The 20,080-nt window shown below is 60.8% G+C and carries 21 protein-coding genes; 7 read left to right on the top strand and 14 right to left on the bottom strand.

The window, feature by feature from the left end; all coding sequences use genetic code 11:
• The first annotated feature begins 131 nt into the window (after positions 1-131).
• The 3 genes from IT775_RS01755 (at position 132) to tsf (ending at position 2,152) form a co-directional block, all read left to right on the top strand.
• On the top strand, positions 132-278 hold the full coding sequence (locus tag IT775_RS01755) for a hypothetical protein (RefSeq protein ID WP_212699338.1): 147 nt from the start codon (positions 132-134) through the stop codon (positions 276-278).
• A gap of 149 nt (positions 279-427) precedes the next feature.
• Positions 428-1,195, top strand: coding sequence for a 30S ribosomal protein S2 (rpsB, locus tag IT775_RS01760; RefSeq protein ID WP_212699339.1), 768 nt, complete (start codon positions 428-430; stop codon positions 1,193-1,195).
• A gap of 81 nt (positions 1,196-1,276) precedes the next feature.
• The gene (tsf, locus tag IT775_RS01765) at positions 1,277-2,152 is read left to right on the top strand and encodes a translation elongation factor Ts (protein ID WP_212699340.1); all 876 of its coding nucleotides are present in this window, start codon (positions 1,277-1,279) and stop codon (positions 2,150-2,152) included.
• A 417-nt stretch (positions 2,153-2,569) separates the two neighbouring features.
• On the opposite strand, the gene IT775_RS01770 is transcribed toward tsf, so the two are convergent.
• The 3 genes from IT775_RS01770 to IT775_RS01780 all read right to left on the bottom strand — a co-directional run bounded on the left by IT775_RS01770 (position 2,570) and on the right by IT775_RS01780 (position 5,259).
• Complete coding sequence (locus IT775_RS01770) at positions 2,570-3,322, bottom strand: helix-turn-helix transcriptional regulator (RefSeq protein ID WP_212699341.1); 753 nt, start codon at positions 3,320-3,322, stop codon at positions 2,570-2,572.
• A gap of 224 nt (positions 3,323-3,546) precedes the next feature.
• Entirely contained in the window at positions 3,547-4,302 is a 756-nt protein-coding gene (locus IT775_RS01775) for a helix-turn-helix transcriptional regulator (protein ID WP_212699342.1), read from the bottom strand.
• 201 nt (positions 4,303-4,503) lie between these two features.
• Positions 4,504-5,259, bottom strand: a complete 756-nt coding sequence (locus IT775_RS01780; protein ID WP_212699343.1) for an IclR family transcriptional regulator domain-containing protein — start codon at positions 5,257-5,259, stop codon at positions 4,504-4,506.
• A gap of 110 nt (positions 5,260-5,369) precedes the next feature.
• On the opposite strand from IT775_RS01780, the gene IT775_RS01785 reads away from it, so the two are divergent.
• From IT775_RS01785 to pcaF, 3 genes are read left to right on the top strand one after another with little or no spacing between them, the layout of a single operon-like run.
• The gene (locus IT775_RS01785; protein WP_212699344.1) at positions 5,370-6,089 is read left to right on the top strand and encodes a 3-oxoacid CoA-transferase subunit A; all 720 of its coding nucleotides are present in this window, start codon (positions 5,370-5,372) and stop codon (positions 6,087-6,089) included.
• Complete coding sequence (locus IT775_RS01790) at positions 6,089-6,766, top strand: 3-oxoacid CoA-transferase subunit B (protein ID WP_212699345.1); 678 nt, start codon at positions 6,089-6,091, stop codon at positions 6,764-6,766. Before IT775_RS01785 ends, IT775_RS01790 begins: the two co-directional genes overlap by 1 nt.
• Complete coding sequence (gene pcaF, locus IT775_RS01795) at positions 6,766-7,971, top strand: 3-oxoadipyl-CoA thiolase (protein WP_212699346.1); 1,206 nt, start codon at positions 6,766-6,768, stop codon at positions 7,969-7,971. Before IT775_RS01790 ends, pcaF begins: the two co-directional genes overlap by 1 nt.
• 210 nt (positions 7,972-8,181) lie before the next feature.
• Here pcaF and IT775_RS01800 read toward each other — a convergent pair whose 3' ends face one another.
• A complete protein-coding gene (locus tag IT775_RS01800) occupies positions 8,182-9,402 on the bottom strand; it encodes an acyl-CoA dehydrogenase (RefSeq protein ID WP_212699347.1) in 1,221 nt (406 codons plus the stop codon).
• Between the two features lie 106 nt (positions 9,403-9,508).
• On the opposite strand from IT775_RS01800, the gene IT775_RS01805 reads away from it, so the two are divergent.
• Positions 9,509-10,417, top strand: a complete 909-nt coding sequence (locus tag IT775_RS01805) for a LysR family transcriptional regulator (RefSeq protein ID WP_425519531.1) — start codon at positions 9,509-9,511, stop codon at positions 10,415-10,417.
• Between the two features lie 63 nt (positions 10,418-10,480).
• Here IT775_RS01805 and phoB read toward each other — a convergent pair whose 3' ends face one another.
• The 10 genes from phoB to IT775_RS01855 all read right to left on the bottom strand — a co-directional run bounded on the left by phoB (position 10,481) and on the right by IT775_RS01855 (position 20,026).
• Entirely contained in the window at positions 10,481-11,170 is a 690-nt protein-coding gene (gene phoB, locus IT775_RS01810) for a phosphate regulon transcriptional regulator PhoB (RefSeq protein ID WP_212699349.1), read from the bottom strand.
• A gap of 5 nt (positions 11,171-11,175) precedes the next feature.
• Positions 11,176-11,892, bottom strand: a complete 717-nt coding sequence (phoU, locus tag IT775_RS01815) for a phosphate signaling complex protein PhoU (protein ID WP_212699350.1) — start codon at positions 11,890-11,892, stop codon at positions 11,176-11,178.
• A 29-nt stretch (positions 11,893-11,921) separates the two neighbouring features.
• Positions 11,922-12,719 (bottom strand): phosphate ABC transporter ATP-binding protein PstB, encoded by a 798-nt coding sequence (gene pstB, locus IT775_RS01820; RefSeq protein ID WP_212699351.1) that lies wholly within the window; start codon positions 12,717-12,719, stop codon positions 11,922-11,924.
• A gap of 22 nt (positions 12,720-12,741) precedes the next feature.
• Positions 12,742-14,097, bottom strand: coding sequence for a phosphate ABC transporter permease PstA (gene pstA / locus IT775_RS01825; RefSeq protein ID WP_212699352.1), 1,356 nt, complete (start codon positions 14,095-14,097; stop codon positions 12,742-12,744).
• On the bottom strand, positions 14,094-15,554 hold the full coding sequence (pstC, locus tag IT775_RS01830; protein WP_212699353.1) for a phosphate ABC transporter permease subunit PstC: 1,461 nt from the start codon (positions 15,552-15,554) through the stop codon (positions 14,094-14,096). The genes pstA and pstC overlap by 4 nt, the downstream gene beginning before the upstream one ends.
• Positions 15,555-15,627: 73 nt before the next feature.
• Entirely contained in the window at positions 15,628-16,668 is a 1,041-nt protein-coding gene (locus IT775_RS01835; RefSeq protein ID WP_212699354.1) for a substrate-binding domain-containing protein, read from the bottom strand.
• A gap of 249 nt (positions 16,669-16,917) precedes the next feature.
• Positions 16,918-17,961, bottom strand: coding sequence for a sensor histidine kinase (locus IT775_RS01840; protein WP_212699355.1), 1,044 nt, complete (start codon positions 17,959-17,961; stop codon positions 16,918-16,920).
• 8 nt (positions 17,962-17,969) lie between these two features.
• Positions 17,970-18,500 (bottom strand): gamma carbonic anhydrase family protein, encoded by a 531-nt coding sequence (locus IT775_RS01845; RefSeq protein ID WP_212699356.1) that lies wholly within the window; start codon positions 18,498-18,500, stop codon positions 17,970-17,972.
• Positions 18,497-19,138: a guanylate kinase gene (gene gmk, locus IT775_RS01850; RefSeq protein WP_212699357.1), complete on the bottom strand. Its 642-nt coding sequence runs from the start codon at positions 19,136-19,138 to the stop codon at positions 18,497-18,499. The genes IT775_RS01845 and gmk overlap by 4 nt, the downstream gene beginning before the upstream one ends.
• Before the next feature lie 9 nt (positions 19,139-19,147).
• Entirely contained in the window at positions 19,148-20,026 is an 879-nt protein-coding gene (locus IT775_RS01855; RefSeq protein WP_212699358.1) for a YicC/YloC family endoribonuclease, read from the bottom strand.
• Positions 20,027-20,080: the final 54 nt, after the last annotated feature.

The raw sequence follows: 20,080 nt of genomic DNA on the forward strand, positions 1-20,080 counted from the left end.
CACCGAATAATGGGGCGTTTCAAGAAGTTACTGCGGGCGATATGAAAACAGCAGCGTGACGTCGGGGCAGGCCCGCATGACCTGCCCGGCACTATTGAGAGAGGTGAAAGAGAAGGCGGTACAGCGTCATCATGGATGCGATCGATGCACCGGCCGATTCGCTTTACAAATCCTGCGGCTTCGGCGAAACCACGCGCCGGGCCAAAGGCTGCGGGGCAGGGGAGTGGCGTCTGCCGCCGGCCCGAGGTGGCAGGTTTTTCCGTTTCGCGACGGTGTAGGGGTTGCCATCACCACAAATATCCCTTAAACGCGCGCTCACTTCACAGGCGGGGTTGGGCCCAGCGGGGAGACATCCCGCAAAGGTCCACCGGTTGGGCATATGCCCTGAAAGCCCCGCCCAGGCGCAAACCGGAAAAGGAATATGGACATGGCGCTTCCTGAATTCACTCTGCGTCAGCTGCTCGAAGCTGGCGTTCACTTTGGTCACCAAACCCAACGCTGGAATCCGCGTATGGGCGAGTACATCTACGGCTCGCGCAACGGCATCCACATCCTGGACCTGACCCAGACCGTCCCGATGCTGGACCAGGCTCTGAAAGTCGTCGGCGACACCGTTGCCAAGGGCGGCCGGGTTCTGTTCGTCGGCACCAAGCGCCAGGCTTCGGCTCCGATTGCGGAAGCAGCCGAGAAATGCGCGCAGTATTACATGAACCACCGTTGGCTCGGCGGCACGCTAACCAACTGGCAGACCGTTTCGCAGTCGATCAACCGTCTGAAAGCCATCGACGAACAGCTGCAGACCGGCGCTGAAGGCCTGACCAAGAAAGAGCGTCTGAACATGGAACGCGACCAGCAGAAGCTCGAAGCTTCGCTCGGCGGTATCCGTGACATGGGCGGCGTTCCGGACCTTCTATTCGTGATCGACGTCAAGAAAGAAGCGCTGGCAATCGCTGAAGCCAACAAGCTGGGTATCCCCGTCGTGGCCGTGGTCGACACCAACTGCTCGCCCGATGGCGTGGATTACATCATCCCCGGCAACGATGACGCAGCGCGCGCGATCTCGCTTTACTGCGACCTGATCAGCCGCGCAGCTCTGGACGGCATGTCGGCACAGCTGGGCGCTGCAGGCGTCGATCTGGGCGCGCTGGAAGACGCCCCGGTCGAAGAAGCCGCCGAAGAAGGCGCCGAAGCCTAAGCCGCTGTCATGAAACTGATACCGGGCGCGGGCTATCCCGCGTCCCGGGACGTACAATACTTATTCCGAGGAGAGCCACTCATGGCGATCACTGCTGCACAGGTTAAAGAACTGCGCGACACGACGGGCGCAGGCATGATGGATGCGAAAAAAGCGCTGACCGAAACCGATGGCGACATGGAAGCCGCCATCGACTGGCTGCGCACCAAGGGTCTGGCCAAGGCGGCCAAGAAATCGGGCCGTACCGCGGCCGAAGGCCTGGTGGCCGTTGCCGTCGAAGGCGGCAAGGGTGTCGCGGTCGAGGTGAACTCCGAAACCGACTTCGTCGCCAAGAACGCCGAATTCCAGGAAATGGTCAAAGCCATCGCCGGCGCGGCCCTGAACGTGGCCGATGTCGAGGCGCTGGTTGCTGCCGATCTGGGCGGCAAGACCGTTGCCGACACCATCACCGACAAGATCGCCACCATCGGCGAAAACATGGGCGTGCGCCGCATGGCGTCGGTCGAAGGCAACACCGTCGTTTCCTATGTCCACAACGCCGTTGCCGGCGGCATGGGCAAGATCGGCGTTCTGGTTGCGCTGTCGGGCGACAATGAAGCCTTCGGCAAGCAGGTCGCGATGCACATCGCAGCTGCGAACCCCGCAGCCCTGGCCGAAGCGGACATGGATCCGGCGCTGGTCGAAAAAGAACGTTCGATCCAGATCGATATCGCACGTGAATCGGGCAAGCCCGAGCAGGTCATCGAAAAGATGATCGTCGGCCGGATGAAGAAATTCATCGCCGAAAGCACCCTGCTGGGTCAGGCCTTCGTGGTGAATCCCGATCTGACCGTGGAAGCCGCCGCCAAGGAAGCCGGCGTCGAAATCACCGGTTTCGTGCGCCTGGAAGTGGGCGAAGGGATCGAGAAGAAAGAAGAAGATTTCGCAGCCGAAGTGGCCAAGGCTGCCCAAGGCTGATCTTCCGATCAGATATGACTTTGAAACGCTCCGCCTTTGGCGGGGCGTTTTTTCTTTGTGCCGCATCCCGGCAAAGCCGCAAAAAAAGAGCGGTGCCGTTTTATAGGCACCGCTCCAATCTAAGGATACGCCCCTTAAAATTGGGGATGAGAAGACGCGCATCCAGTGCTGGTTGCGGACCGAAAATATTGGCCGCAAACCAGCGCCCGGTAGGACCGGTCGGAAAGCAGGGCCCAGAAATCACTGGGGTGCTATCCGATTGCTCCCTGGCCAAAGCCACCACTCACGGAACACGTAAATTGTGTCCGCAGAAAACTTTTTAAGAAAGTAAGGGATTCCCTACCTTTTCGAACAAAACCCAGCAGTGTTTTGATTTTTATACACTTTTCCGGTCTGCGGGGTGTCCGGGCCGCGGTTTTAGGCTTCCACGACGAACATCTGGTTCTGCAAAGCGGCCTTCAGAACCGCCTGTGCGGTCGTTTCCACATTCAGCGCTTCGCGCGCGAGACGCAGGTGTTTTTCGACCGTGGCCGATGTCAATCCCATCAGCAGCGCGATGTCCTGCGTTGTCTTGCCGTCGCCCACCCATTCCAGTGCCTCGCGCTGACGCTTTGTCAGCCTGTGCCCGGCGGAATAGGGCAGGGTCATGATCTTCAGATGCGCGACGTTGTTCATCACGATGATGTCTTCGCCATGCTCGGCCCAGACCTCATCGATTTCGTCCTGGCTGATATCGGCTTGCGCAGTCAGTGCGATCGCCCCCTTGGAGCGCGGCGAGATGGATTTGAAACTGACGGTGTAGCCTGCCACCACATCCATCGAGACGTTGAATTCGACCACGCGGCGTTCGCTTTCGCTCAGCGTGCCGCTTTCCATCATCTTCTGCAGGATGTTCCAGCTGCTGGCGCCTTCGTTTTCCAGCACCCATTTCACCATCGGGGCCTGGAAATAAAGCCCTTGGCCCATGAACACATCCGTATAAGCCGGAGAATGATTTGTCAGAACGATGAAATCTTCGGGATTACCCAGCGACGTAGTGGTACGATAGCGGGTATAGCCATAGAGCAGCCGATCGAAACCGTACTCGGCCATCTTCTTGGTGTGCATATCCCAAAGCTCTTCAATGCTCGGCGCATTGGTCATTGCCTTCAGATACTTCCTGAGGCTCATTCCATCCCCATTATTCTGGTCCCACGAGCACGAAGCAGGCGAGTTCAACTTTTAAAAAAACAACCGTAATATATATTTTTAGCTTTTGTGAATGGGAGTGTCGATAGCAGCGATGATATGTTTTCAAAAACTGTCGTTCAGACGCAACTTTAAACGCAGTTCTATCGCGCCTCTGTTAACCGCGGTTGCGCACCCCGGGAGGAACTGGGGAGCGCCGCATCCTGTCAAAGCTCGATCACGAACATCTGATTCTTCAAAGCGGCCTTCAGAACCGCCTGCGCGGTCGTTTCCACGTTCAGGGCTTCACGGGCCAGGCGCAGGTGCTTTTCGACGGTGGCTGGCGTCAGCCCCATCAGCAGCGCGATATCCTGCGTGGTCTTGCCGTCGCCCACCCATTCCAAAACTTCTCTCTGCCGCTTGGTCAGGCCTCGGCCAGCGCCCGAATGGGGCAGGGTCATGATCTTCAGATGCGCGACGTTATTCATCAAGACGATATCTTCACCATGCTCGGCCCAGACCTCATCAATTTCGTCCTGACTGATATCGGCCCGCGCGGTCAGCGCGATCACCCCCTTGTTGCGCGGTGAAATGGATTTGAAGCTGATCGTATATCCTGCCAGCACGTCCTGCGAGATGTTGAATTCGATCACGCGGCGTTCGCTTTCGCTCAGCATGCCGCCCTGCATCATTTTCTGCAGGATGTTCCAGCTGCAGGCGCCTTCGTTTTCCAGCACCCATTTCGTCATCGGCGCCTGAAAATACAGGCCCTGGCCGATGAACACATCTGTGTAGTCCGGTTTGTGATTGGTCAGGACGATGCAATCTTCCGGATCGCCGAACGACCTTTTGCTGCGATAGCGGGTGAAGCCATAGATCAACCGGTCGAAACCATATTCGGCCATCTTCTTGGTGTGCATATCCCAAAGCTCTGCGATGCTTTGCGCATTCGTGATCGCTTTCAGATACTGGGTGAATTGCATCCCTTCCTCATTCCGCCGGCACTATCGCTTTGCTCTCAAACACCGCGATAAATATTATATTATCTGAGATCTTTTTAAATCTGTCGATAGTCGCAAAGCTAAATGTATAAACCCGCAGGATCAATACAATGCAGAATAGTATTGCCCCTTTAAACCCGGCTCAACCCAGCCGATTATCTAGGGCTGTCACGCCTACGTGGATCAAAGCACCCGGCTCAGCCCGATCTGCACCTTCTTCAGCGCCGGCAGGTACTGCGCCACGACCTGTTGCGGATCGTTTTGTGTCGCCGCCATGCCGGTATTCAGCGCCGCCACCACATTGCCACGACCGTCGCGCAGCGGCACCGCCAGCGACCGCAGCCCGGTTTCGATTTCCTGATCGTTCAGGGCATAGCCATTGTCCCGCACTTTGGCGATTTCCGCCATGATGTCATCCGGGTCGGTCAGGCTGCGCGGGCTGCGCGGCGTCAGGTCCGAGGCATCGAGCAGCGCGCGGGCCTGGTCGTTGGGCAGGGCGGCCAGCAACACGCGCCCCATCGAGGTGCAATGCGCCGGCAGGCGCGACCCCGGCATCAGCCCGATCGACATCACCCGTTTCTGTGCCGCGCGCGCCAGGTAGACGATTTCGGTCCCGTCGAGGATCGACACCGAACAGCTTTCGCCGATCTGTTCGGTCAGTTGATCCAGCCAGGGCTGCACGATCTGCGGCAACGGCAGCGAAGCGATCGCCCCCATACCCAACCGCAACACCCGCGGCGTCAGGGTGAAATACTTGCCGTCGTAATCGGCATAGCCTTCGGCATGCAGCGTCAGCAGGCAGCGCCGCGCGGTGGCCCGGTCCAGTCCGGTGTCCTGCGCCACCTGGGAAATCGTCAGGCGCGGCGCATCGGCGCGGAAACATTCCAGAACCCGCAGCCCCTTGGCGAGAGAATGGATGTGATCGGTGGTTTTGTTCATGATACGCACATCTTTGGACGGGATATGAACAAAAATCACTATTCGCACAAAAACCTTAGCGCAAGCGCCATTCTGTCCTATGTCCGTTCTGAGGAGGAACCGGAACGATCATGGACAAGACCATAGACAACCTTGATGAGGCAGTATCAGGCATACCCGACGGTGCCGTGCTGATGATCGGTGGCTTCGGCGGTTCAGGCGCGCCGATCGAGCTGATCCATGCGCTGATCGACCGCTACCGCGCCACCGGGTCGCCCAAGGACCTGACGGTGGTGAACAACAATGCCGGCACCGGGAAGATCGGAATTTCGGCGATGATCGATGCCGGAATGGTGCGGAAAATCATCTGTTCCTATCCGCGCACCAAAGACCATGAATCCTTTGCAAGCAAATACCTGTCCGGCGAACTTGAACTGGAGTTGGTGCCGCAGGGCACGCTGTCGGAACGTATCCGTGCCGCCGGCGCCGGTATTCCCGCCTTCTTCACGCCGACCAGTTACGGCACCGATCTGGCCGAGGGCAAGCAGATTCAGGAATTCGATGGCAAACCGTATGTGATGGAACGCTGGCTGAAGGCCGACTTCGCCTTCGTGAAGGCGGAATTGGGCGATCCGCATGGCAATCTGACCTATCGCTTGGCGGCACGCAACTTCAACCCGATCATGTGCATGGCTGCCGACACCGCGATCGCACAGGTCAGCAGGGCCGTACCGCTGGGCGGGATAAATCCGGTCGACGTGATCACCCCCGGCATATTCGTCAGCGGCATTGTCGAGGTGCCAGATCCGCAACAGGAAGAAGACCTGATCCGCGCCGGGGAGGTGTATTGATGAACTGGCAGAAACTGACCAACGCGCAAATCGCCTGGCGCGCGGCGCAGGACATCGAAGACGGCGCTTATGTCAACCTTGGCATCGGCTTTCCCGAAATGGTCGCCAAGTACCCGCCCGAAGGCCGCGACGTGATCTATCACAGCGAAAACGGCATCCTTGGTTTCGGCGAAGCGCCGCCCGAGGGCGAAGAAGATTGGGATCTGATCAATGCCGGCAAGAAGGCGGTGACGCTCAATCCCGGGGCATCGATTTTCCACCATACCGACAGTTTCGCCATGGTGCGCGGCGGGCATCTGGACGTGGCGATCCTCGGTGCTTACCAGGTGGCGCAGAACGGCGACCTGGCGAATTGGCGCATCGGAACGTCGGGCATTCCGGCGGTGGGCGGCGCGATGGACCTGGTGCATGGGGCAGGGCGCGTGGCCGTGGTCACCGACCACACCACCAAGGACGGCAAGCCGAAACTGGTCGAACGCTGTTCCTTCCCGCTGACCGGGGTCGGTTGCGTGACCCGCGTCTACACCTCGCTCGCGGTGGTTGACATCGAAGACGGCCATTTCGTGCTGCGCGAAAAAATCCCCGATATTTCAATGGATAACCTGCAATCCTTGACCGGCGCACCGCTGCATCTGGACGGCGCCGTTCTGGACCTCATCACACCGGAGCTGACATGATGAAAGACGTCTTTATCTGCGATTACATCCGCACGCCCATTGGCCGTTTCGGCGGCTCTCTGGCCTCGGTGCGCCCCGATGACCTTGGCGCGATCCCGCTGAAAGCGCTGGCCGAACGCAACCCCGGAATGGACCTTGCCGCGATCGAGGAAGTGATCTTTGGCTGCGCCAACCAGGCCGGTGAAGACAATCGAAACGTGGCTCGCATGTCCTTGTTATTGGCGGGTTTTCCGGATTGTGTTCCGGGCAGCACCGTGAACCGTTTGTGCGGTTCGGGGATGGATGCGGTGATCACCGCCGCGCGGACGATCAAGGCGGGCGAAGCCGACCTGATCGTTGCCGGCGGCGTCGAAAGCATGTCGCGCGCGCCCTTCGTGATGCCCAAGGCCGAAAGCGCGTTTTCACGCTCGAACACGGTCTTCGACACCACCATCGGCTGGCGCTTCATCAACCCGTTGATGAAGGCGCAATATGGCGTGGATTCGATGCCGGAAACCGCCGAGAACGTGGTTGAGGAATTCGGCATAAGCCGCGAAGATCAGGACCTTTTCGCGGTTCGATCGCAGCAGAAAGCCGGTATGGCGCAGGAAAACGGGCGACTGGCGCATGAAATCACGTCTGTGACGATCCCGCAGCGAAAAGGCGATCCGATCATCGTCAATACGGACGAACATCCGCGCCCGTCGACCACGCTGGAAGCCCTCGGCAAGCTGCGCGCGCCGTTCCGCGACGGCGGATCGGTGACGGCCGGCAATGCCAGCGGTGTCAATGACGGCGCCGCCGCGCTGATTATCGCCAGTGAGGAAGCCGTTAAGAAACATGGCCTTACGCCGATCGCCCGTATCCTGGGCGGCGCCACGGCAGGCGTTCCGCCACGGATCATGGGGATCGGGCCGGCACCGGCATCGAAGAAGCTGATGGCGCGGCTGGGGCTGACGCCAAGCGATTTCGACGTGATCGAGCTAAACGAAGCGTTTGCCTGCCAGGGGCTCGCCACGTTGCGCGAACTGGGTGTTGCCGACGACGATCCGCGGGTGAACCCGAATGGCGGCGCGATTTCGCTGGGCCATCCGCTGGGCATGTCGGGGGCTCGGATCACCGGGACGGCGGCGCTGGAAATGAAGCTGAACGGCGGTAAGCGGTCTCTGTCGACGATGTGTATCGGTGTCGGTCAGGGCATCGCGATCGCGCTGGAAGCCGTTTAAACGCAAAAGGCCGGGTGAAAACCCGGCCTTTGTTTGTTGCTGTATGCAATTGTTAATACTTGGCAATTCATGACTTGCCCGGTCGTTCGCAGCAAATTATTTTTAACATAATACTGATTATACGTTTCTCTTATAGTGAGATAGTCTAGCGCCTTGGCGTGCCGGAATATGCGTGGGACGCGGCAGAACCGCGCCACCTGCCTTTGACGATCAGAAGAACGCCTGCAGCCCGGTCTGTGCCCGGCCAAGGATCAGCGCGTGCACGTCATGCGCGCCCTCGTAGGTGTTCACGGTTTCCAGATTGACCATATGGCGGATGACGCCGAATTCCAGGCTGATGCCGTTCCCGCCATGCATGTCGCGCGACAGACGCGCGATATCCAGCGCCTTGCCGCAGTTGTTGCGCTTGATGATCGAAATCATCTCAGGCGCCGCTTCGGCCTTGTCCATCAGGCGCCCAACCCGCAACGACGCCTGCAGCCCCAGGGAAATCTCGGTCTGCATGTCGGCCAGCTTCTTCTGATAAAGCTGCGTCTGCGCCAGCGGTCGCTTGAACTGGTGCCGGTCGAGCCCGTATTGACGCGCCGCGTGCCAGCAGAATTCTGCGGCGCCCAGAACGCCCCAGCTGATGCCGTAGCGCGCCCGGTTCAGGCAACCGAACGGCCCCTTGAGCCCCTCGACATACGGCAGCAGCGCGTCTTCGCCGACTTCGACGTTGTCCAGCACGATTTCCCCGGTGATCGAGGCGCGCAGGCTCATCTTGTTCTGGATCTTCGGCGCCGACAGGCCCTTCATGCCTTTTTCCAGAACGAAGCCGCGAATCTTGCCGCCATGGGCGTCGGATTTCGCCCAGACGACGAACACGTCGGCGATCGGGCTGTTGGAAATCCACATCTTCGATCCGTTCAGCACGTAACCGTTGTCGGTCTTGGTGGCGCGGGTTTTCATCCCCGCCGGATCCGACCCGGCATCGGGTTCGGTCAGGCCGAAACAGCCGATCCATTCGCCGCTGGACAGTTTCGGCAGGTATTTCTGCCGCTGTTCCTCGCTGCCGTAGGCATAGATCGGGTACATCACCAGGCTCGATTGCACCGACATCATCGACCGGTAGCCGGAATCGACCCGCTCAACCTCGCGCGCGACCAGACCGTAGGACACGTACCCTGCCCCAATGCCGCCGTACTGTTCCGGCACGGTGACGCCCAGCAGACCCATTTCACCCATCTCGCGGAAAATCTCGGGGTCGGTATGTTCCTCGGCAAAGGCTTTCAGAACCCGCGGCTGCAGCTTTTCCTGACAATACGCATGGGCACTGTCGCGGATCATCCGCTCGTCTTCGTTCAGCTGATCGTCGAACTTGAAGGCATCGGCCCAATCGAACGTGTTCAGATCGGGGGCGTCCTTGGCGCGCAATGCTGGGCGATCGGTCATGATAAGGTCCCTTTCATGAGTTTTCCTTGCGTTTATACAAGCGATACGCCAAAGATGCCCGTCAACACAGCGAAATTATCGCATCACTTCATGAGTTAAACGCATGATCGCACCGCAAAGGCGCCTGTTGCCCTCGATCGCCTCGCTGCGCGCGCTGGAAGCGCTGGACCGTTTGGGCAGCGCAACGGCGGTGGCCGAGGAACTGAACCAGACCCAAAGCGCGGTCAGCCGCCAGTTGCAGGCACTGGAAACCCAGCTGGGCACCACCCTGATCATCCGCGAGCGCAAAACCATGCGGCTGACACCGGCGGCGGCGGAGTATGCCGGGACGATCCGGGGGGCGCTGCAGGTGATCGCGCAGGCCTCGGTCAAGGTGCAGGTCAACCCGCAGGGCGGCAGCCTGAACCTGGCGATCCTGCCCACCTTCGGGATGCGCTGGCTGGTGCCCCGACTGCCCGATTTTGCCGCCCGTCACCCGGATATCACCATCAACATGGCGACCCGGCTGAAACCCTTCGATTTCGCCCGCGAAACCTTCGATGCGGCGATCCATTTCGGCAATGCCGAATGGCCGGGAACGGAACACCTGAAGCTGAAGACGGAAAACCTTTTGCCGGTCTGTGCGCCGCAGGTGTTGCGCGATGTGACCATCGCCCATCCGCGCGACATGGCGCAGATGCCGCTTCTGCACATCGAAACCCGCCCCGCCGCTTGGGCACAATGGTTCGAAAGCTACGGCGTCGATGCCAGCGGCGTCAGCGGCACGCTGTTCGACCAGTTTTCCACCATCCTACAGGCGGCGGTACACGGGCTCGGCGTGGCGCTGCTGCCCGATTACCTCGTCCAGCAGGACCTGGAAGACGGCAGGCTGGTGGTCGCCTATGGCGGGCCGACCCGGCCGTTGGGCGCCTATTACCTGGTCTGGCCGGTGACGAAATCCAACGACAACGCACTGAAGACCTTTCGCGACTGGCTGGCAACGCAGGCCGAGGACGAAGACCCCCTGCCCCGTTGATCTGTCAGCTGCCGGGAATCGGCGCGTTTTCCGCCGCGAATGCCGCGACGGAAATTGCCCGGCTCAGCCCAAGGCATATCCGGCGCCGCGCACGGTGCGCAGCGGATCCGAACCGCCGAACCGGGTCAGCGCCTTGCGCAACCGGCCGATATGGACATCCACGGTGCGGGTATCGACATAAATGTCGCGGCCCCAGACCCGGTCGAGAAGCTGTTCACGGCTCCACACCCGGCCGGGTTTTTCCATGAAGGTCGACAGCAGCCGGAATTCGGTCGGCCCCAGTTTCAGCGCTTCGCCGTCACGGGTCACCCGGTGGGTTTCGGCATCCAGCACGATATCTTCGTATTCCAGACGTTCGCCCACCGTGGCCGGCCGGGTCCGGCGCAGTTGCGCCCGCACCCGCGCCATCAGTTCGACCAGCGAATAGGGCTTGACGACGTAATCGTCGGCCCCGGTTTCCAGCCCGCGCACCCGGTCGACTTCCTCGGACCGGGCCGACAGCATGATGATCGGGATACCACGGGTTTCCGGCCGGGTTTTCAGCCGGCGGCAAACCTCGATCCCAGACACGCTGGGCAGCATCCAGTCCAGCACGATGATGTCGGGGTTTTCCTCCTCCACCATGATCAGGGCATCTTCGCCATTCTCGGCCTTAACAAGCCGGAATCCCTCGGCTTCGAGGTTATAGGCCAGAACTTCGCGCTGTGCCGGTTCATCCTCTACGACAAGAACCGTCGGTTGCGTTGTCGACATCGTTCTCAGACCTTTCCAAGTTTCGGATCAATCGAGGTCTGGTCGCCTTTCGGCCGCCCCGCTTCGGGCAGTTCACCCTTGACCAGATACACCACCTGTTCGGCGATCGAGGTGACGTGATCCCCCATCCGTTCGGTGTTCTTGGCAATGAAATGCAGATGCATGCAGGCGGTGATGTTGCGCGGATCTTCCATCATGAAGGTCAGGAATTCGCGGAACAATGCGTTATACATCTGGTCGACGTCTTCGTCGCGATGGATCACGTCCATCGCCAGTTCCGCGTCGCGCTGGATATAGGCATCGAGCGCGTCCTTCAGCATCAACTGAACCTCGCGCGCCATCCGGCGCAGCGCCGCGTGCGATCCGGTGATCGGCGACATCTGCACTAGAACGCCGGTGCGCTTGGCCATGTTCTTGGCGTAATCGCCGATCCGTTCGAGGTTACCGGCGATCTTCATCACGCTCAGGATCACCCGCAGGTCCGACGCCGCCGGTGCCCGGAGCGCGATCAACTGGGCGGTGTTTTCGTTGATCAGAAGCTCCAGGTCGTCGATCGCCTGATCGCCGTTACGAACCTTTTCGGCCAGTTCCTCATCGCGTTCTTCAAGCGATTGCGACGCCTTGAGGATCGCTTCCTCGACCAGCCCGCCCATCTTCATGATCTGCGCCTGGATCGCTTCCAGGTCGCGGTCAAAGGATTTTACGATATGTTGTTCGCTCATTACGGAGTCCTCAATATTGGTCCGTTGAATCAGCCGATCCGGCCGGTGATGTAGCTTTCGGTGCGCGGGTCGACCGGGTTGGTGAATATCTGGCTGGTTTCGCCGAATTCGACCAGGTTGCCGAGATGGAAGAAGGCGGTCTTCTGGCTGACCCGGGCCGCCTGCTGCATCGAGTGGGTGACGATCACCACCGAATAATCCTGGCGCAGTTCGTCGATCAGTTCCTCGACCTGCGCCGTGGCGATCGGGTCGAGCGCCGAACAGGGTTCGTCCATCAGCAGGACCTCGGGTTCGGTGGCCACCGCGCGGGCAATGCACAGGCGCTGCTGCTGGCCGCCGGACAAGCCGGTGCCGGGCTGGTCCAGGCGGTCCTTGACCTCGTCCCAGATGGCGCCGCGGCGCAGCGATTTTTCGACGATTTCGTCGAGGTCGGCCTTGTTGCGCGCCAGCCCGTGGATGCGCGGACCATAGGCGATATTGTCATAGATCGATTTCGGGAACGGGTTCGGTTTCTGGAACACCATGCCCACCTTGGCGCGCAGCTGCACCGGGTCGACCTGCTTGTCGTAGATGTCTTCGCCGTCCAGCAGGATCTTGCCCTCGACCCGGCAGATGTCGATGGTGTCGTTCATCCGGTTCAGGCAGCGCAGGAAGGTGGATTTACCGCAACCCGACGGCCCGATGAAGGCGGTGACCGTCTTGTCCTCGATCTTGACCGAAACGTCCTTGATCGCGTGGGTGTCGCCATAGAAAACCTGTACGTTCTCGGCGTCGATCTTGATTTCTTTCTGCTCCACGGCGTTCTCCGGAGTGAGTGTGTCGTACATTGGATAGGACCCTTGTAACAGCTTACCAGCGGCGTTCGAAGCGGCGGCGTAGAATGATGGCGACGGCGTTCATCAGCAGCAGGAACACCAGCAGGACGATGATGGCGCCCGAGGCGCGCTCGACAAAGGCCGGGTCGGCGCGCTGCGTCCAGTTGTAAACCTGAACCGGCAGCGCCGCGGCGGGATCGAACAGCCCTTCCGGCGGAGCGGCGGGGAATTCGCGCACGAAGGCCACCATGCCAATGAGCAGAAGCGGCGCGGTTTCGCCGAGCGCCTGCGCCAGCCCGAGGATGGTGCCGGTCAGAATCCCGGGCGCGGCCAGCGGTAGCACGTGGTGAAACACCGACTGCATCTTCGACGCGCCCACACCAAGAGCGGCATCGCGGATCGAGGGCGGCACCGCCTTCAGCGACGCGCGGGTGGCGATAATGATCGTCGGCAGCGTCATAAGCGTCAGAACCAGCCCGCCGACGATTGGCGCCGATTGCGGCAGCCCGGCAAAATTGATGAAGATCGCCAGCCCGAGGATACCGAACACGATGGACGGTACCGCCGCGAGGTTTGAGATATTGACCTCGATCACATCGGTGAGCCAGTTCTTGGGCGCGAATTCCTCGAGGTAGATCGAGGTCGCGACTCCGATGGGCAGCGCCAAAACAAGCACCACGATCACCATGTAGAACGAGCCCAGGATCGCCACGCCCAGCCCGGCGGCTTCGGGGCGGTTTTCCGACGCGTCCGCACGGGTCAGGAAGCCCGGATTGAACTTGGTGCGCAGCAGGCCCGCGTCTTTCAGCTGGTCGGCCAGTTGCAACTGCTGCGGCGACACGTTCTTGTCGCGCTCGGCGCTTTCCATCGTCACCCGGCCCTTGAAGTAGCCGTCGATCCGGCCCGAGGCGAGGAAATCGAAACGCACCGTTTCGCCGATCATGTCCGGGTTGGCCAGAACGTAGCGACGCAGCTCTGCCGGGCCTTCCTTGGAAATCATCTTGGCGGCGTCCTTGGATTTCAGGCCCTCGACACCGATTTCGGGCTTCTCGAATTCCTTCTCAAAGGCCGCCTTGATCAGCGGCGCATAGCCGAAGGTCGACACCTTGGCGATCTTTTCCAGATCGCCGCTGCCGTCCTTGTCCAGCTTCGCCGGATCAAGATAGATATCGAGTGCGATGAAGGTCTGCCGGAAGGCCGAGGACCCGTTGTAAAGAACCGATCCCAACAGCGCGACCAGCGCCAGGATGGCGATACCGATGGCGACGGCGCCATAGGTGCGGAAGCGGGCCTCGGACGCATTGCGTTTCTTGGTGCGCGCATCCTGTCGCAGAAGCGAACTGGACGGCTTGCCGCGCGGCGAGGTTTCGGGCGTCGATGCGTCGGTCATTCATACTGCTCCCGGTATTTGCGCACGATGTAGAGCGCGAGGACATTCAGTCCCAGCGTGACGACGAAAAGCGACAGGCCGAGCGCGAAGGCCACCAGCGTTTCGGGGCTGGCGAATTCGGTGTCGCCGGTCAGCTGGCTGACGATCTTCACGGTGATCGTCGTCATCGCTTCGAATGGATTGAGGCTGAGCTTGGCGGCGGCCCCTGCCCCCATCACCACGATCATGGTTTCGCCGATGGCGCGGCTGGCGGCCAGCAGCACGGCGCCGACGATCCCCGGCAAGGCGGCGGGCAGGATCACCTGCTTGATGGTTTCGGACTTGGTCGCGCCCAGACCGTAGGACCCGTCGCGCATCGTCTGCGGCACCGCGTTGATCACGTCATCGGACAGCGACGACACGAAGGGGATCAGCATGATGCCCATCACCACGCCCGCGGTCAGCACCGACGACGACGAATTGCCTAGGCCCAGCGGTTGCGCGAAGTAATCGCGCAGCAGCGGCCCGACGGTGATCAGCGCGAACAGCCCGTACACGATGGTCGGGATGCCGGCCAGGATTTCGATCGCTGGCTTGGCGAAGGCGCGCACCGGCTTGCTGGCATATTCGGACAGGTAGACCGCCGCCAGCAGTCCGATCGGCACCGCGAAGACCAACGCCACGAAGGACACGTAAAGCGTCCCCCAGAGCAACGGCAGGATTCCAAGGTCGGACCCGCCGCGGAACTGCGGGTTCCAGGTCATGCTGAAGAAGAAATCGCGCGCCTGGTAGAGCTTGAAGAAATGCAGTGTTTCGAACAGCAGCGACGAAATGATCCCGATGGTGGTCAGGATCGCCACCGACGACGACAGGATCAGCAGCGCCTTGATCGCGCGTTCGGAAACGTTGCGGGCGCGGTATCCTGGATGGATGCGCAGCATCGCGAAGGCGGCGCCGGCAAGGCTCACCCCGATTACGACCACCGCCATCGCCATGCGCAGGCCCGAGGCAAGTTCACGATAGACCGTCGCGGCCCCGAACACGTTCGGTTTGATGTCCGAGGCGACGGCGACCCCCACCTCGCCCAGACGTGCGCGCAGATCGGTCAAGTCGGTGTCCAGCGTGGCGATCTTGTCCTCGGTCATCACCCCGTCGGCGACGGCAACGTCAAGACCATCCGCGATCCGTCGCACGTCGGACATTACCAGGCTGAGCGATCCGCCTTCGGGAATATCGCCCGGTTCGATCTGCTTCGAAACCTGGTTTTCGATGTAAACCGGCTGCAGGATCAGCCAGAATATGGTCAGCAGAAGCGCCGGAACGGCACCGAACAGCGCGACGGTTAGACCGTAGTAGTTGGGCCGCGAATGCAGTTTGCGGATATCGCCGCCGGCCGCCCGGATGATGCGTGAGCGGCCGAGATAGAAACCGGCACTGGCGATCAGGAAGACGACAAGGATAACAAGGCCGGCGCTCATGGCTGCTCCATCGCGGAAGTGTGTTGTAGTCGGTACAGGTGGCGCCGGTCGGCACCACCTGCGGGATTGGTACTTAGTTCAGCGGACCCATCGGCGTGCCGGCGGCAACCATTTCCTGGGTCTTGGCCAGTTCCGGGTCGGACACCAGGCCGTATTCGGCCAGCGGGCCGTCCGGACCAGCGATTTCATCCGACACGAAGAAGTCGATGTATTCCTGCAGGCCCGGGATCACACCCAGGTGCGCCTTCTTCACGTAGAAGAACAGCGGGCGCGACACCGGGTATTCGCCGGTTGCGATCGATTCGGTCGAGGGAACGACGCTGCCCATGGTCGCGACTTGCAGCTTGTCGGTGTTGTTTTCGTAGAACGACAGACCGAACACGCCGACCGCCTGGGGGTTGGCTTCCAGACGGGCCAGGGTTTCGGTGTAATCGCCGTCGATATCGACGGAAACGCCGTCGGTGCGCAGCGCGTGGCAGGCTTTCTTGGCTTTCTTCGCGTCGCCGTCATTGGCTTCCTCGAAGATGTCATAGGCGCCCGTGGCTTTACAGCCGGCTTCCAGGACCTTCTTGTCGAACACTTCGCGGGTGCCGTGCTTGGTGCCCGGGATGAAGGCCAGGATTTCCTGATCGGCCAGATCGCCGTTCACGTCGGCCCAGGTCTTGTTGGGGTTATCGACCAGCTTGCCGTCGACGACGACCTTGGCGGCCAGAGCGCTGAACCAGTCCGCCGGGGTGAAGGCGAATTCCGGGCCGTTGATGTCCGACGCGAAGACGATGCCGTCATAGCCGATGCGCACTTCCATGATTTCGTTGATGCCGTTGGTAGCGCACAGGTCGATGTCCGACTGCTTGATGCGCGAGGACGAGTTGGCGATGTCGATGGTGTTTTCGCCAACGCCTTCACACATCTTCTTGCGGCCGGCACCCGAACCGCCGCCTTCGACCACGGGGGTCGGGAAGTCGAAGTTTTCACCGAAGGCTTCGGCCACGATGGTTGCATAGGGCAGAACGGTCGAAGATCCGGCGATCTGGATCTGATCGCGGGCCGAAGCGGCGGTTGCGGAAACGGCAGCGATCGCCAGAGCAGAGGCGGTCAGTTTCACGAAGGACATAAGGAAACTCCTGATTTCGTTTTAGCACGACCATCTCGTGATGATCTCAAGGGGCGTCGTATTTGTTTCGCACGATGCTTTTGTGACAGGAGTGTAACAGCTGTATGACAATCCGAGCTTTCCGGCTGCCAACTTGTCACATCAGGTCAAGGAGATTGCATAAGTCACTGCTATTAATGTATTTTTTTACAGATACACTTTTTATACGGAATATCGCCGCACGGCCTGCCGCCTAGACAAGTGACGCCGTTAGTCTAGCGCCGGAAGAATCACGACGAAGCTGCTGCCTTCTCCGGGCGTGCTTTCGATCTTCATCCGGCCACGGTGCCGGTTGACGATATGCTTAACGATCGCCAACCCCAATCCGGTGCCGCCCATTTCGCGCGAGCGGTGGCTGTCGATGCGGTAGAACCGCTCGGTCAGGCGCGGCAGATGCACCGGATCGATGCCCGGCCCGGTATCGCGCACCTCGATCCGTACCCCGGGTCCGCGCAGCGCCGGGTCGCGCTGCATCTGGGACAGGCGGACGGTAACGGTCTGATCTTTGCCGCCGTATTTGATCGCGTTCTCGATCAGGTTGGTGAACACTTGCCGCAGCTGGTCTTCGTCGCCGGGCACCAGAACAGGGGTCGGGGGCAGGTCGTCCTGCAGTTCGACGCGTGCCTTTTCCGCCACCGGCGCGATGCGGCGCAGGGTCGATCTGATCAGTTCGGTCAGATCGGTGCTTTGCGACGGGCGAATGCGTTCTTCGGATTCCACCTGGCTCAGCGACAGCAGGTCGCTGACCAGACGGTTCATCCGCCCCGCTTCGTTCATCATGATGCCCAGAAACCGTTCCTGCGCGGCCGGGTCCTTGCTGGCGGGGCCTTGCAGGGTTTCGATGAATCCCATCAGCGCGGTCAGCGGCGTACGCAGTTCGTGGCTTACATTGGCGACGAAATCGCGCCGCATCTGGCCCAACGCCTCGACATGGGAAATGTCTTCGAAACTGACAAGCACACCGCTCGCCTCGGCCAGTTCGACATAACCGCAATGCACCTGATAGGTCATGTCATTGCGGTCCATGCTGGTCAGATAGCGGGTGGTCTTGGGCTGGCGCGTTTTCTGGCAGGCCTCAATCGCATCAAGAACCGACGGCTGCCGCAGGACAGTGATCAGATGACGCCCGGTCAGCCCCTGCCCCAGCAATTTTTCGGCCCGCGCGTTGGCGCCGACGACCCGGTCGCCATCTGTGACCAGAAGCGTCGGCAAAGGCAGGGCATCAATCAGCCCCTGAATGGCTTCCTGTGTCATAGCCCGGATCAGTCGATTGCTTTCAACCCCGAACGGAACCGGCGCATGTTGTCCTGATAATGCTTGGCGCTCCAGCGCAGGGCCGCGATGGCATCCTCGTCGAGTTGCCGCACCACCTTGCCCGGCGATCCCATCACCAGCGATCCGTCGGGGATTTCCTTGCCCTCGGTGATCAGTGCATTGGCGCCGATCAGGCAGTTCTTGCCGATCCTGGCGCCGTTCAGCACCGTCGCGCCCATGCCGATCAGGCTGTTTTCGCCGATGGTGCAGCCATGCAGCATCGCCTTGTGGCCGATGGTGCAGCCCGCCGCGATGCTCAGCGGATACCCCTTGTCGGTATGCATCACGGTGCTTTCCTGCACGTTGCTGCCGGCGCCGATGCGGATTTCCTCGTTATCGCCGCGCAAGGTGCATCCGAACCAGACCGAAGCGCCTTCTTCCAGCACCACGTTTCCGATCACGTTGGCATCCGGCGCGACCCAGAAATCGCCGTTTTCCGGCGTGGTGGGGGCGATTCCGTCCAATGCATAAAGGGTCATGAGATGTCCTCGAATTCGTTTTGCAGGTTGCGCACATGCTCGACCAGCGCCGGTTGCTGCAGGCGGCGCAGCCGGGTCGCCTGAACGATGGTTTTCAATTCTTCCGCCGTCTTGTCCAGATCGTCGTTGATCAGCACGAAGTCATAGCTGCCCCAATGGCTGATCTCGTCCCAGCTTTTCTGCATCCGCTTGGCGATCACCTCGTCGCTGTCCTGATCGCGGGTGACCAGCCGGCGGTGCAGTTCCTTGATCGAGGGTGGCAGGATGAAGATCGACAGGGTATGCGCCGCAAGCGCCGAGTTGCGGATCTGTTCCGCACCCTGCCAGTCGATATCGAACAGCACGTCCTGCCCGTCCTCGATCGCGGCCTGAACCGGCCCCTTGGGTGAACCGTAGAAATTGCCGAACACGTGGGCGTGTTCCAGCATCTCGCCATCGGCCACGTCGCGCTTGAACTGTTCCTCGGTCAGGAAATGGTAATCCTGCCCGTCCACTTCGCCGGGGCGCGGTTGACGGGTGGTGGCAGAGACCGAGAACCGGATAGTCTGGTCCCAGTCGCGCAACCGTCGGGTCAGGGTCGATTTGCCTGCGCCCGAGGGCGAGGACAGGATGATGAGAAGGCCGCGTCGCTGGCTCATTTTCCGGTGTTACTCCACATTCTGCACTTGTTCGCGCATTTGATCGATCACGGTTTTCAGGTCCAGCCCGACCCGCGTCAAGGCGGTGTTTTGCGATTTGGAACAGAGCGTGTTGGCTTCTCTGTTGAACTCTTGCATCAAAAAATCGATTTTGCGCCCCACCGGTTTGCGTTCCTGCAAAAGCCCGCGCGCCGCACCGACATGCGCTTTCAGCCGGTCCAGTTCCTCGGTCACGTCGGTTTTCACCGCGATCATCGCCAGTTCCTGCGCGATGCGTTGTTCATCCACGCCGTCTGAATTCTGCGTCACCCGCGCCAGCGACGCGCGCAGCGCATCCGCCATGTCCGAGCGTCGTGCCGCGACTGCCTCCTCGGCCTGTCCGACCAGCGTTTCGATCTCGTCGACCTGGCGGCTCAGCACCGCGTGCAGCGCCTCGCCCTCTGATCTTCGCATCGCCAGGAATTGCGTCAAAAGCGCCTCGAAATCCGCGATCAACGCCGCGGCCAGAGCCTTGGTTTGCTCCTCGGGTGATGCCTGTTCCAGAACGCCCTTGAAAGACAGCAGATCGGCGGCGGTGGTTTCGGACAGCGTCAGCCCGCGTTCCTTGGCCTTGTGTTCGACCGTCGCCAGCGCCGACAGGATAGAGGCCAGAACATCCTCGTTGACCGCAAGTTCGCTGCCGGTTTCTTCCCGCTGTATCCGCAGCGTCAGCGCTACATTTCCACGCCCGAGCGCCTTGCCCAGTCTGCCGCGCAATGCGGTTTCCAGCCCTTCGATCCAGTCAGGCACGCGCAACCGCAGGTCCAGCCCCTTGGCATTGACCGACCGCATTTCCCAGGTCCAGCTGAACGACGCATGGGCGCCGGTGCCGGACGCGAACCCTGTCATCGACTGTATCAAAGGCCCCTCCCCCCGCGTGAGATTTCCTTGGGCTTAGCGCAG

Source organism: Thalassovita aquimarina, from assembly GCF_018219815.1.
Lineage (GTDB): Bacteria > Pseudomonadota > Alphaproteobacteria > Rhodobacterales > Rhodobacteraceae > Thalassobius > Thalassobius aquimarinus.

What these genes read in the sequence shown, in the direction of transcription:
- IT775_RS01800 (WP_212699347.1), bottom strand. Translation starts at nt 9,402, where the DNA reads ATGACCGATCGCCCAGCATTGCGCGCCAAGGACGCCCCCGATCTGAAC.
- IT775_RS01790 (WP_212699345.1), top strand. Translation starts at nt 6,089, where the DNA reads ATGAACTGGCAGAAACTGACCAACGCGCAAATCGCCTGGCGCGCGGCG.
- IT775_RS01775 (WP_212699342.1), bottom strand. Translation starts at nt 4,302, where the DNA reads ATGCAATTCACCCAGTATCTGAAAGCGATCACGAATGCGCAAAGCATC.
- IT775_RS01770 (WP_212699341.1), bottom strand. Translation starts at nt 3,322, where the DNA reads ATGAGCCTCAGGAAGTATCTGAAGGCAATGACCAATGCGCCGAGCATT.
- IT775_RS01855 (WP_212699358.1), bottom strand. Translation starts at nt 20,026, where the DNA reads ATGACAGGGTTCGCGTCCGGCACCGGCGCCCATGCGTCGTTCAGCTGG.
- IT775_RS01835 (WP_212699354.1), bottom strand. Translation starts at nt 16,668, where the DNA reads ATGTCCTTCGTGAAACTGACCGCCTCTGCTCTGGCGATCGCTGCCGTT.
- gmk (WP_212699357.1), bottom strand. Translation starts at nt 19,138, where the DNA reads ATGAGCCAGCGACGCGGCCTTCTCATCATCCTGTCCTCGCCCTCGGGC.
- pstC (WP_212699353.1), bottom strand. Translation starts at nt 15,554, where the DNA reads ATGAGCGCCGGCCTTGTTATCCTTGTCGTCTTCCTGATCGCCAGTGCC.
- pstA (WP_212699352.1), bottom strand. Translation starts at nt 14,097, where the DNA reads ATGACCGACGCATCGACGCCCGAAACCTCGCCGCGCGGCAAGCCGTCC.
- pstB (WP_212699351.1), bottom strand. Translation starts at nt 12,719, where the DNA reads ATGTACGACACACTCACTCCGGAGAACGCCGTGGAGCAGAAAGAAATC.
- rpsB (WP_212699339.1), top strand. Translation starts at nt 428, where the DNA reads ATGGCGCTTCCTGAATTCACTCTGCGTCAGCTGCTCGAAGCTGGCGTT.
- IT775_RS01755 (WP_212699338.1), top strand. Translation starts at nt 132, where the DNA reads ATGGATGCGATCGATGCACCGGCCGATTCGCTTTACAAATCCTGCGGC.
- pcaF (WP_212699346.1), top strand. Translation starts at nt 6,766, where the DNA reads ATGAAAGACGTCTTTATCTGCGATTACATCCGCACGCCCATTGGCCGT.
- phoB (WP_212699349.1), bottom strand. Translation starts at nt 11,170, where the DNA reads ATGTCGACAACGCAACCGACGGTTCTTGTCGTAGAGGATGAACCGGCA.
- tsf (WP_212699340.1), top strand. Translation starts at nt 1,277, where the DNA reads ATGGCGATCACTGCTGCACAGGTTAAAGAACTGCGCGACACGACGGGC.
- IT775_RS01785 (WP_212699344.1), top strand. Translation starts at nt 5,370, where the DNA reads ATGGACAAGACCATAGACAACCTTGATGAGGCAGTATCAGGCATACCC.
- IT775_RS01845 (WP_212699356.1), bottom strand. Translation starts at nt 18,500, where the DNA reads ATGACCCTTTATGCATTGGACGGAATCGCCCCCACCACGCCGGAAAAC.
- phoU (WP_212699350.1), bottom strand. Translation starts at nt 11,892, where the DNA reads ATGAGCGAACAACATATCGTAAAATCCTTTGACCGCGACCTGGAAGCG.
- IT775_RS01780 (WP_212699343.1), bottom strand. Translation starts at nt 5,259, where the DNA reads ATGAACAAAACCACCGATCACATCCATTCTCTCGCCAAGGGGCTGCGG.
- IT775_RS01840 (WP_212699355.1), bottom strand. Translation starts at nt 17,961, where the DNA reads ATGACACAGGAAGCCATTCAGGGGCTGATTGATGCCCTGCCTTTGCCG.